The sequence below is a fragment of the Pyrobaculum sp. genome, from assembly GCF_049971835.1.
Lineage (GTDB): Archaea > Thermoproteota > Thermoprotei > Thermoproteales > Thermoproteaceae > Pyrobaculum.
This window is the reverse complement of sequence record NZ_JBMFKV010000055.1, coordinates 1-11,560: the sequence shown is the minus strand read 5'-3', so window position 1 is coordinate 11,560 and position 11,560 is coordinate 1. Positions and strand designations below refer to the sequence as shown.

The window sequence follows — 11,560 nt, the reverse complement described above, 5'->3', positions numbered from 1 at the left end:
CGCCTAGCCGCCGTGCGTGAATCGAAGCTGGCTGAGCCCATGACTGTAGTAGCACGCTTCCTATTTATAAATTAACAGCAACCGGGCGCCCAGCCGCCGCGCCTCCCCGCGCCCGCGTACGCCACACGCCCGCGACGGCGAGGTAGACGTAGTGGACAGCCATATATACACCAGGGCTTAAAGCCAGCTACAGCATTCACCTATCCCATCTATATTCTTCCTGACTTGCAATCGGACAATCTTCCTGATTCAGGGAGTATGTACGGCATTGAGTCAGGTGGATTATAGATGGGGTAGTTGAATGCCGCGTTGTTAACACATGGCGCTGTAGCTATCTATTGACGCCGCTCCGCCAGCCGCGGCGCCTCTCCTCGGCCGTGCCTCGGCCGCTCCACTTCCTCACCTTAACCGTCTTTGTTGCTCTCCCAGCCAGACGCGCGCCTCCTCCGCCGCTTTCTTTTCTGTGCTGGGGGAAGCGCGGACATGCGTGTGGTGTGCGTAAGGCTTGATTCCGAAACAGCGGAGAGGCTTAGGGAGCTCGCCGACAACTACTTCGGGGGGAATGTATCCGATGCGCTTAGACACGCGGCGGAGCTGTTACTCCCAGCCGCCAGAGCCGCCCAGACTACAGCCCAGCGCCGCCGTGGACGAGGAGACAGGCATGGAGATGCTCCCAGGCAGAGCGTAAAGCGCCCCCACGCAGACGGCGCAAACCCACCTCTACACTCTTCCTGACTCGACGTCGTATGTTTTTCCTGATTCAGGAAGTGTGTACGATTTTAACTCAGGAAATACGTCAGACGGAGCTGGACCCCGCATGGCCTCCGAGACGCCCAGCGTCTATACACGCCGTTGAGTATGTCAACTCCGCCGGAGTCGAGGGATAAGCGGCGGCTACCCGGAGCCGACGCGGACTCCACACGGCGCCCGCCCGAGCGTCTCTCCCCCCGGCTTCCCAGGGAACGCGCCGGCTGCGGGTTAGGCGTGCTCCCTCCCGGACCTCCGCCGTTTCCCCGCATGCCCAGGTCCCCCCGGCCCTACGGCCGGAGTAGCCCGGGGACCGGCGCCCCCCTGGACCGGGGCTCATCGGTAAGCCCAGACGGCACGTCGCTGGAGGCCGCGCCCGGCCCCGGTTTCGGGCCCCCTAGCCTGGGTCCGCCTGTCGGCGGAGCACGGCAGGCACGCCGTGCAACCCCCCGCCGGTTTAGCACAGAGTGCTAGTTTAAAAAGTTGTGGGTTGCCTATCGGGCGGGCCCCAGCCCCCGCCGCCCGGCGTCTCGATTACAACCTCGTCACCTGGATCTAGATCCACCACAGTCTTGCTCTGGAGCTCCAGCACCTCGCCGCTTGCCTTCTTTATGTAGACGCGGCCCGGTCTGCCGGGCTCTCCCCCGTGTAGGCCCCAGGGGCCTGTTTTGAACCTATCTGCAAGTACCGCTAGACGTGTGGGCGCCGCCACTTTAAAGGCTCTTATAATGCCGTCGCCTCCTCTCCACCTCCCCCGGCCGCCGCTACCCTCCCTTATTCTGTACGCCGTGAATAACAGTGGGTATACCCTCTCCGCGATTTCTATGGGGGTGTTTAGCGTATTTGTCATATTTACATGGACCCCCGAGACGCCGTGCTTACCCGGCCTTCCGCCGGTCCCTCCTCCAATGGTTTCGTAATAGCTCCAGTACCTGCCTTGGTAGACGCCGCCAATCATCACGTTCATCATCGTCCCAGACCCCGCCGCGGGCACCCTGTCCGGCAGGGCCTGCGACAGCGTCTTAAAGACGGCGTCGGCCACCCTCTGGCTAGTTTCGAGATTGCCCCCGGCCACAGGCGCCGGCTTTCTGGGGTTGAGCAAACTCCCCTCGGGGGCCCTCACGGAGATGCATGAGTAGAACCCCTCGTTGGTGGGTACCTCGCCCCGCATGAGGCTTCTAATGGGGAAGGAAGTCGCGGCGTAGGTTACCCCCAGAACCGCGTTGAGGGGGGCCTCCACCTGCGGGCTTGTGCCGGTGTAATCCGCCTCGACGCACCTATCCACCGCGAGCCTCACAGAGATCTTTACAAACCCATCGCCGAGTTCTAGATAGTCCTCGGCGGCGTAGACCCCCCTGGGCCACTTGGCTATCTCCTCCTCCGCCACGCGGCGCCCGTAGTCGATGGCCGCCCTCCAGGCCTCCGCGACGCGTTCGCCGTATTTCTCAAAGAGGTCGACGACGCGGCGGCTACCAACCACGTTAGCCGCTATCTGGGCATTTAAATCGCCTAGAGTAGCCTCAGGTGTCTTGACGTTAGACAGCCAGACGGAGAGGACCTCTCTATTGAGCTCCCCCCTCCTCATAATCTTCACCGGCGGCAGTACGAAGCCCTCTTCGTATATAGTCTTGGCATTTGGGTTTATACTCCCCGGCACGGGCCCCCCTACGTCTACGTGGTGGGCCTTATTCACCAAATACGCCACAAGGCGGCCGCGCCAGAAAACCGGCGTGACGACCATGACGTCGTTTAGATGGGTGCCCGATATGTACGGGTCGTTTAAAACCACCACATCGCCCTCCTCAAGCTCAACCCCAGCCCCGCGCAGAGCTTCGAACATGTTCTTCACGCCGATGTAGAACGAGCCCAGGTGTACGGGGATGTGCTCAGCCTGCGCCACAATCTCACCATCGGCGTTTAGCACAGCAACGCTGTGATCCATACGTTCCCTAATGTTTGGAGAAAACGCAGAGTTCCTAAGCGCAATCCCCGCCTCCTCGGCTATATACACCGTGGCCCTGTAGATAAGCTCCCAGCTCATTGCCTCAGCACAAGTGATCCGAGCGGGCCCACCTCCACTCTCCACCTTGGCGGCACCACCGTCGCCGAGTGCCTCTCCTCTATAACAGCCGGCCCCTCCGCCTTAAATCCGCGCGGTAGCTCCTCCCTCTTGTATACGGGAGTCTCTACCCACTCCCCGAAGTATACCCTGCGGTATGTAGGCCTGGGCTCGCCTGTTGCCTCCGGCTCGCGCAGTCTCGGCCTCTTCCGCGCCACCACCGCGAATACCCTCACAGTGACCACCTCTATCGGCCTGTCTAGCTTGAAGCCGTAGGTGGCGAGGTGCTTCTCTTCAAACGCCCTCCTCACCTCCTCCAGAGAGGCGGGTCTACCTACCGGCACCACTAGCTCCCAGCCCTGGCCCTGGTACCTCACGTCCGCCAGCCTGACGTAGTAAGTGGGGCCGACGGGCGAGAGAGACTCCTCAAGTCTTCTGTAGGCCTCCTCTAGGTCTTTCGGGTAGGAGGCCCTGGCCTCGAATTTGCTGTCTGCAAACAACATGCCGAGTGCCGTGAAGACGCCGGGCTCTGGGGGGATCACCACCGTCTTGACGCCCAGCTCCTCGGCCAGCTCCGCGGCGTGCTGAGGGCCGGCGCCGCCGAAGGCAAACAGGGCGAATTCAGAAGGGTCGAGGCCCCTCTCCACGGTTACCAGCCTGACCGCCCTGGCCATCTCGAGATTGGCGAGCTGGACGGCGCTCCAGGCAACCTCCACGGGGTCGCCCAGCCGCCTGAAGGATTTATAGGCGGCGTCCGCGTCTAGCTTCATCTCTCCCCCCAGCAACTGCGCCACGCGCCCCAGGACGACGTTAGCATCTGTGATGGTGGGCTCCGCGCCGCCCCGTCCGTAGCACACCGGGCCTGGCTCCGCCCCCGCGCTGACGGGTCCCACCCTGAGCGCCCCGCCCTCGTCTCTCCATATGATGGTGCCGCCCCCGGCTGACACCTCCGCCAGGTCGATAAACGGAAACCTCACCGGGTACCCCGAGCCCTTTACCAACCTGCCGTGGTGCGCCTCGCCGCCCACCTCGTACTCCGTGGTGATGCTGGGCTCCGAGTTGACCACCGTCCCGGCCTTGGCCGTGGTGCCCCCCATGTCGAAGCTTATCACACGGGGCAGTCCGAGAATCTTCGCGAACTCCGCCGCGGCCACGACGCCGCCGGCTGGGCCGGACTCTATTAAATGCACCGGCTTCCTGGCGGCCTCCCCCGCGGTCACCAGCCCGCCGGAGCTGGACATGACGTAGAGCCTGCCGCCCCGCGACTCTGCGTATCTCCCCAGCTCCTCCAGGTAGCGGCCCACCAGCGGCATCAAGGCGGCGTTGACCACCGCCGTCGAGGTCCTCTCGTACTCCCTAGGCTCCGGCGCCACCTCGCTGGATAGGGACACGTAGCGGAAAAACCTCCTCAGAACCTCGCCGGCCCTCGCCTCGTTTGAGGGGTTTATATACGAGTGGAGGAAAGACACGGCTACGGAAACCACGCCCGACTCCACGGCCTTCTTTGCGTACTGCTCAACCTCGCCGGGGTCCACCTCCTTCAACACGGTCCCGTCGGCGAGCGTCCTCTCGTCAACTTCAAACCTCAGCTCTCTGGGCACTATGGGCCTGGGCTTGTCGAAATAGAGATCGTACAGCCTCGGCCGGTTCTGCCTCCCAATTTCAATCACGTCCCTAAACCCCCTCGTGGTGAAGAGAGCCACCTTCGGCAACTCCAGCCCCATCTGCCCCAGCAAGGCGTTAGTCCCTATTGTGGAGGCGTGGAGGACCTCCTCCACCTTCGGCAACCGGGAGAGGCCATCGACGACGGCTTGTTCCGGCTTTCTAGGCGTCGAGAGGATTTTATACGCCAAGAGGCGCCCCTCCTCATCCACCGCCACAAAGTCGGTGAAGGTGCCGCCTACGTCCACCGCCACTATCATGTCCTCTCCCTAAAAATCCCAATTATAACGGCTGTCGGTAGGCATAGAACGACTATATAAATAGATGCGTTGAGAAGCCCAGCCCCGGGTTTACCACCCGCCTGTTGTGGAATCCATGTCATGATGAGGAAGGCGGCCGCCGCGAAAATGGCGTTGTCAAATTGATAAGAGAGAGTCCGGCGGTGCGGGCATGTGTGGGATACATCTCAGCGATGAACGCCGTCTCGGTCGTGTGTATAAGCCCGCGTGCCAAGCCAGCGATTAGTGCTATTGTTAGCAACCCGCCAGAGCCGCCCAGCATCGACCGTATCATAAGCGAAGACATATACTGGCAATTGCTATAGTAGTTTTAGTAGTTTTATTAATCAGCCATACATGCTAAATAACAAAAATTTAACCGTAATGATATGACGCGTATGATACTACGCCGCTGTCAGTACCACATGTACACAGCTAAGTCATCAAGTGTGACATAGGTGAACGGCGTCGAGGCGGGCCCGGTGGGATTTGAACCCACGACCTACGGCTCCGAAGGCCGCCGCTCCAACCTGACTGAGCTACGGGCCGTTTTACTAATGTATTGGGTGTTTTTATGTTTTTTGGTATATGCCCAGGGCGGCGCATACGGGCTCTAGCCTCATTAGCGCGTCTAGGGCGCCGCCAGTGAGGCGTACTTCTCTTTCTTTTCTGCTCCAGCTCTCTACGCCTAGTGCTTTCAGCACAGCCGCCGTTCTCAGGTAGTCCGCTTCGCGCTCCTTCTCGGCGTCGCCGCGTATAGAGACGTAGCCGTGGACCGCGCCGCCGCTTTTGTAGAACCTGGCCTCCTTCTCTACCGCCGCTTCGCTGTTTCCCTCAACCACCTTTGCCCTCACCTTGACGACTAGGTGTTCCTTTATCTTGCTTTGCTTTACGCCGGCTTCCACCTCTTCTATACGCACCTTCACCCTCCTGCCCTCCACCTCGACCTCCTTCTCTATCGGCGGCCTCACGGAGCCCCACTGCTCTCCTTCGCGGAAGTACTGCTCCAGCCGCCTACGCACCTCCTCTCCCCTCGCCTCGGCTTCTCTTAGGAGCATTTCTTTCAGCCGCTGGGCCTTCTCGTCGCCGTGTAGGGCGAGCCAGCCGATGTATCTAAGGCCGTCGGCTGTGATGTAGACGTAGCCCTCCTCGCCCTCTCTCGGCTCCCTTGCGGTGAAGTGCACTAAACACCACTCCCCTTCGCATGTGTCCCTTAGCCCCAGCCCCCGCAGAAGCTCTACCGCTTTCATAAAAGACTGGGGGTCTCTGGGTTTGTATACCACCTCTACAACTTTGCCTTTTCTCAGCTTTACGGAGAACCTAACCTCACCCCACTCCGGCACGCCCCTCTCGAACTTCGCGGCGAGGCGTCTGTATGTCTGCGCTTCGATGGCGCCGGCCTCTTTGCACTGTGAGAGGAACTCTGCTACCGCCTTTCTAACAGCCTCATGCACCGCCTCGGCGGCTAGTGCATTGGTGGTGGCTTGTATGCGCCACAAGTCGCGGCCGCGGGATTTGTCGTGGATCTTCTTCACCTCCGTTCTCACGCCCACTGCCCTCAGCAACGCCGCCTTCCTTTCGGCCTCTTCGCGGCTGGTTGTGTTGAAGCGAATCTCCACGGCGTTGCCTTTATCAAGGCGTATCGAGTACTCAGCCTCTTCCTCTCCCAGCCTCACCACCAGCCTGGCCCTTGGCCTCTTGCCCTCGGCGGTGAAGCCCTCTATCCTCGCCTCCACGCCCACAATCTCCAGCGCCTTGGAGTACTTAACCCTTATCTCGTCTGCGCCGCCAGCCAGCTCCGGCGCGTACAGCCAGAGAGACGCGCTGGACAGAAAGTCCCGAGCCTTCTCGACGCTCCACGCCAGTTCAAACCACCTGCTTTTTTCATCAACTTTGGCGTATACCCTCTCCGGCGCATAGCCCGCCTTCGCCAAGACGCCTAGGGCGAGCGCCGCCTTGTGGATGTGGGTTGTGGCCCCGGCCCTCTTCTCATCCGCGGAGAATCTGCCTATGATCAGCGTCACTTCTTCACTCTGTATACTCCCGTCTCCCATCACCGCGGCGGTGAGGAACTCCGCCACGGCCTTCCCGTCGCCCTCCGCCGCCCATAGGTACATAGACAGCCAGGAGAGGAAGTACCGCGTCAGAGAGGCGTTTTCGAAGGCCATATTCTCTGCCACCTTGGCCCAGTGGGGCTTGCCGGAGAGCGGCTCCGCGGCTGGGACCGGCCGCATTGGCGCCTCCACCATCTTCTCACACTCGGGGGTGTCTAGACGTTCTAAACCGGCGCCTCAGCGCCGAATTTCAAAACCCCCATAAGGATATGTAGCGCCGAGAAGCGGCTGGGAGATGCCGGGCGGAGGCGGCGCGCAGAAGTCTACGACACGTGCTGGGAGCCCGCCGGGTGAGGAAAAGCGCCGGGCGCGGCGGGGGTCGAAGCAATCAAGCTCCTACGCCGGGGGTAGACGCACATGTGAAAACTACGCAATGCCAAGCGGCGAAGCCGCAGAGACAACCCACACCACACCCCCACAAACCCCAGAACAGAGCCACGCGGCGGCGCCACACGGCTAGGGCCGATACCCTCCGTAGTGTTAAAAACACCACAGCCACCACACAGCAACCCCAAAACGGACAGACCCCCCACCCCGAGACACCAAAACTAAGTAGTGGGGCCGCCGGGATTTGAACCCGGGGTCACGCGGACCCGAACCGCGCATCCTACCAGGCTAGACTACGGCCCTTTACGAATTTTGTGTGTGTTTTTAAGTTTTTCCTCGGTATCTGGGCGTGTGATGGTGTCTAGGGTGCCGCTGGCGAGATTTATCTGCTTAGGTTTCTCTCTCTTTGTTCGCCGTCTGCCTCTCTATGCCTTGTCCTAATCACCTACGTAAGACACGTGGACAGGCTTGTATCCACGGCCGTCGTAATATGCGAGAGGCGGTATCTCAAAACCCCCTCTACCAGCACCACAGCACCTCCCCCAATAGCTAACACAAGGGCTGTAACTAACAACACTATTTGGTATTGTCTTTGTCAACAGAATTGACTCAAAAAGATAGCTTTTAAGTACCACGCTGGGCATCAAGTGTAATAGAATGTAGTTTTGTCGTGGATTATCAAAACTCTGATTTATTGTGTTAAATGTTATAGATTTGAAACTACTTGTTTTATTGCTGTTTTTAGGTATTGGAGGAATGCCCCCTGATCTCCGAGGGGTGGCAGGAGTTTTGCGTTGCATCTGGCGTATTTCTGGGCTATTTTCTTGTATATGTATCCCCGGGTGAGGACGACGGGGGCGGCGGTCTCTACGCACGGCGCCTCGTCTAGGCTGGGTTCGCCTTCTAGAAACGCGACTGGTAGCCCCAGGTTTGACTCTCCTCTGTCTGGTCCGTGGAATATGTACAGCCCCGCCCCCAGCGACTTGAGGTAGTCGACGAAGCCCGGCCACTTTATCAGGGGGGGTGTTTTTATCGAGGAGAGCTCCAGGGCCTTTCTGTAGTCGTCGCCGTCCGAGATAAACATGGGTATGCCCGGCCCGCCTGTGAAGCGGGGCTCGACGTATAGAAACGCGTATTCCAAGCCGATGGCCCGCGCTATCTCTGCCGCATGTTCGTTGCGGTCAGCGTCGCGGGACCCGTGGAAGATGAGTATCACGGAGAGGAGTCGTGTGGCATTTTTAATATATAGCGGCGCGGGTCTAAGTTGCTGGCTTGTATATACAGGCGGGGTCCTCTGCGAGGGGGTCTTTGTAGTAGGCGTAGGCCCTGGCTCTGGAGCCGCCGCATATGTCTCTGTATTCGCAGACGCCGCACCGCCCTCCGAATTCCCCCCTCCGCATCTTTAGGAGGAGGGGGTGCTCTCTGTAGATCTTGGCGAGGCTCTGCCTCCTCACGTTGCCCAGGGGAAGTGGGAGAAAGCCGCTTGGATGCACAGTGCCGTCGTAGGCGATGAATATTATGCCGAAGCCGTCGCGGGTTGGCACCACGGTGGGGTCCACGCCGCGGGTGGGGGGCCCCAGGAGGCTCCTCAGCCTCTCCACCAGCTTCTGGTAGAGGGGGTCTTCGTACCTCGCCCCCTTGAGCCTCTGTATCTTCGCTCTGCGGTAGAAGGGGGCCTCGACGGTCCTCACCTGGAATCCGTACGTCGACACGTCTACGAGGAACTGCACCGCGGCTTCGTACTGCTCTGGGGTTATGTCCAGCTCCTCCCTGGCGCGCCCCGTCACAATTAGGAAGAAGACCTCCCAGACCCTAACCCCCAGTTGCCTGAGGAGGTGGGCCACGTCCGGCAACTCATGGAGCGACTTCCTCCACACCACGGTGTTTACCTGGACTGGGAGGCCTATCTCCACGGCGGTCTTGATGGCGTTTATAGTCTCTCTGTAGCTCCCAGGTACGCCTCTGAGCTCGTCGTGTGTCTCCGGCGCGGCGCCGTCGAGGCTGATGGATATGGACTTGACGCCGCTGTCTCTCACCTCCTTCATGACATCGGCGTTTAGGTTGGGGGACACGGCCGGGGCCAGCGACACGGGGACGGCGAGTGAGTTGGCGTAGTCCACCAGCTCGAAGAGGTCGGCCCTCATCAGGGGATCGCCCCCGGTTATTATCAAGAGCGGCTTGGGGTCTCCGAACTCCGCCACCTGCTCAATCAGCCGCTTCCCCTCCTGCGTCGTCAACTCGCCCGGGAGGGGTTTTAAAATGGCGTCTGCCCTGCAGTGTTTACAAGCGAGGGGACACGCCTTCGTCGACTCCCAGAAAACTAGGAGGGGGGCCTGGTGGAAGCGTTTTATGAGCTCCTCTACAGACCGCACGTCTACTACCCGATTTGGCTTTTTAATTCTGTAAAGGCCTTCTCAAGGGCGGCTATGGTCTCCTCCACCACCTCCCCGGTGTGGGCCGCGGAGGTGAAGTTCACCTCGTACTGGGATGGGGTTAGGTAGACGCCGTGTTTAATCGCTAGTTCGTGGAGCTTGAGGTAGAGCTTTTCGTTGCTTTCTCTCACGTCTTGTGGCGTTTTTACATCTCCTTTTTTGAAATAGAGCTGGAACATGGAGGCGATCTGCTTCACCACGACGTCGAAGCCAGCGCGCCCGGCTACGTCCTCCACGGCCTTGGCTATCTTCTCCGCCGCCTCGTTCGCAGTCTTGTAGGGCTGGCCGGTCTCAAGCTCCCTCAGCGTCGCCAGGCCCGCGGCGACCGAGACCGGGTGGGCGTTGAAGGTCCCGGCGTTGTACACCGGGCCACTGGGGGCCACCAGATCCATCACGTCCCCCCTCCCGCCGAAGACGCCGATGGGGAAGCCCCCGCCTATCACCTTCCCCAGGGTGGTCAGATCAGGCCTGACGCCGAAGTGCCCCTGGGCGCCGCCGAGCCCCACTCTAAAGCCTGTGATTATCTCGTCAAATATTAAGAGGGCCCCCACGCGCTCCGTCTCCTCCCTCAGCGCTTTTATGAAGTCGCGGTCGGGTATGATTAAGCCGTAGTTGCCTGCTATGGGCTCCACGATAACTGCGGCGAGCCTCTCCCCCACCTCCTTCACGGCCTTGTAGAAGGCCTCTGTGTCGTTGTAGGGAGTCACAACTGTAAGCTTCACCACGTCCTGCGGTATGCCGGCGCTTGTGGGCACCCCCCAGGTGGCGGCTCCCGACCCGGCCTTGACCAAGACGTAGTCGTGGGAGCCGTGGAAGTTCCCGTCGAACTTTATGATGACGTCTCTCTTGGTGTAGCCCCTGGCCAGCCTCACGGCGTTCATAGTGGCCTCCGTGCCGGTGCTTACAATCCTCAATTTCTCTACAGAGGGGACGTGGCGCGTTATAACCTCGGCGAATTCCACCTCCTGCTCCGTGAGGAGTGCGTATATCCAGCCCCGCCTCAGCTGGGCCTCGACGGCCTCCCTCACCCGTGGGTTGCCGTGGCCGAGGATCACCGCGCCGAACGCCAGGCAGTAGTCCACGAGCCTCCCCCTGTCTGTGTAGAGGTAGGGCCCCTCGGCGCCTTGGGCCACCAGAGGCGCGGGCAGGTGCTTCAGAGCCCGCGCCGGGGAGTTGACGCCGCCTGGAAACACTCTCCTAGCTCTGTCAAACACCATGACCTAGTAATTAGTCTAGTTTTTAGGTTTCAAGGCGCTGTCTTTGACGGGGGCATGTAGCGGCCAAGTTGATATATACACCTGTTTGACTTGGAGTGGGTCGTGTGTATATCGTCGGCGCAGGTCCGGGGGACCCCGAGCTTATTACTGTAAGAGGACTCCGCCTGATCGAAACCGCCGATGTCGTACTTCACGACAGGCTTGTCCCTAGGGAGTTGCTCGCCAGAGTTAAGCCCGGGGCGCTGGTGGTGGACGTGGGGAAGAGCCCCGGAGGCGTGGGCCCCTCGCAGGAAGAGATAAACGAGCTGTTGTATAAATACGCGCAGCTGTACGACGTAGTGGTGAGGCTCCACGGCGGGGATCCCCTGGTATTCGGGAGGGGGTTTGAGGAATGTGAATACCTGGTGGCTAGGGGGGTGCGGTGCGAGTTCGTGCCGGGGGTGACCAGCGGGCTGGCGGCGCCGGCTAAGTACTACATACCCCCCGTGGTTAGGGGGACCGCCAGCTCGGTGGCGCTGGTCACTGGGAGGGAGGACCCCTCAAAGGGGAGGCGCCAGGTGGACTTCAGAAAACTGGCGGGGGCGGTGGACACGATTATCGTCTACATGGGCGCCTCCGCCGCCGGGGAGATCGCGGGGGAGTTGCTAGCCGGAGGTCTGCCGCCGGATACGCCGGTGGCTGTTATAAAATCGGCGTACCGCCCCGACGAGGAGTGTCTAAAAAC

Annotated in this window: 8 protein-coding genes and 2 tRNA genes; 2 read left to right on the top strand and 8 right to left on the bottom strand. The window is 60.5% G+C overall.

Annotated elements, in window-relative coordinates; all coding sequences use genetic code 11:
- Nucleotides 1–483 precede the first annotated feature (483 nt).
- Entirely contained in the window at nucleotides 484–735 is a 252-nt protein-coding gene (locus tag ACP5J3_RS06385; protein WP_428494907.1) for a hypothetical protein, read from the top strand.
- Nucleotides 736–1,222: 487 nt separating this feature from the next.
- Here the strand turns inward: ACP5J3_RS06385 and ACP5J3_RS06380 are convergent, their stop codons facing one another.
- The 8 genes from ACP5J3_RS06380 to hemL all read right to left on the bottom strand — a co-directional run bounded on the left by ACP5J3_RS06380 (nucleotide 1,223) and on the right by hemL (nucleotide 10,836).
- Complete coding sequence (locus ACP5J3_RS06380; protein ID WP_428494906.1) at nucleotides 1,223–2,788, bottom strand: hydantoinase B/oxoprolinase family protein; 1,566 nt, start codon at nucleotides 2,786–2,788, stop codon at nucleotides 1,223–1,225.
- A complete protein-coding gene (locus tag ACP5J3_RS06375) occupies nucleotides 2,785–4,728 on the bottom strand; it encodes a hydantoinase/oxoprolinase family protein (protein WP_428494905.1) in 1,944 nt (647 codons plus the stop codon). The genes ACP5J3_RS06380 and ACP5J3_RS06375 overlap by 4 nt, the downstream gene beginning before the upstream one ends.
- 492 nt (nucleotides 4,729–5,220) lie before the next feature.
- Nucleotides 5,221–5,295: transfer RNA gene (locus ACP5J3_RS06370), tRNA-Arg, on the bottom strand.
- A gap of 23 nt (nucleotides 5,296–5,318) precedes the next feature.
- The gene (locus tag ACP5J3_RS06365; RefSeq protein WP_428494904.1) at nucleotides 5,319–6,980 is read right to left on the bottom strand and encodes a PaRep2b protein; all 1,662 of its coding nucleotides are present in this window, start codon (nucleotides 6,978–6,980) and stop codon (nucleotides 5,319–5,321) included.
- Nucleotides 6,981–7,416: 436 nt separating this feature from the next.
- A tRNA-Pro gene (locus ACP5J3_RS06360) sits at nucleotides 7,417–7,490 on the bottom strand.
- A 403-nt stretch (nucleotides 7,491–7,893) separates the two neighbouring features.
- On the bottom strand, nucleotides 7,894–8,403 hold the full coding sequence (locus ACP5J3_RS06355) for a hypothetical protein (RefSeq protein ID WP_428494903.1): 510 nt from the start codon (nucleotides 8,401–8,403) through the stop codon (nucleotides 7,894–7,896).
- A gap of 43 nt (nucleotides 8,404–8,446) precedes the next feature.
- Nucleotides 8,447–9,559 carry a TIGR04053 family radical SAM/SPASM domain-containing protein gene (locus ACP5J3_RS06350; RefSeq protein WP_428494902.1) on the bottom strand — a complete coding sequence of 371 codons (1,113 nt, stop codon included), beginning with the start codon at nucleotides 9,557–9,559 and terminating at the stop codon, nucleotides 8,447–8,449.
- A gap of 5 nt (nucleotides 9,560–9,564) precedes the next feature.
- Nucleotides 9,565–10,836: a glutamate-1-semialdehyde 2,1-aminomutase gene (gene hemL, locus ACP5J3_RS06345; RefSeq protein WP_428494901.1), complete on the bottom strand. Its 1,272-nt coding sequence runs from the start codon at nucleotides 10,834–10,836 to the stop codon at nucleotides 9,565–9,567.
- A 95-nt stretch (nucleotides 10,837–10,931) separates the two neighbouring features.
- Between hemL and cobA the strand changes: the two genes are divergently transcribed.
- The coding region (cobA, locus tag ACP5J3_RS06340) for a uroporphyrinogen-III C-methyltransferase (RefSeq protein ID WP_428494900.1) at nucleotides 10,932–11,560 on the top strand (629 nt) is incomplete at its 3' end.

Excerpts from the sequence above, each read along its gene's own strand:
- ACP5J3_RS06385 (WP_428494907.1), top strand. The coding sequence starts at position 484 with ATGCGTGTGGTGTGCGTAAGGCTTGATTCCGAAACAGCGGAGAGGCTT.
- ACP5J3_RS06380 (WP_428494906.1), bottom strand. The coding sequence starts at position 2,788 with ATGAGCTGGGAGCTTATCTACAGGGCCACGGTGTATATAGCCGAGGAG.
- ACP5J3_RS06375 (WP_428494905.1), bottom strand. The coding sequence starts at position 4,728 with ATGATAGTGGCGGTGGACGTAGGCGGCACCTTCACCGACTTTGTGGCG.
- ACP5J3_RS06365 (WP_428494904.1), bottom strand. The coding sequence starts at position 6,980 with ATGCGGCCGGTCCCAGCCGCGGAGCCGCTCTCCGGCAAGCCCCACTGG.
- hemL (WP_428494901.1), bottom strand. The coding sequence starts at position 10,836 with ATGGTGTTTGACAGAGCTAGGAGAGTGTTTCCAGGCGGCGTCAACTCC.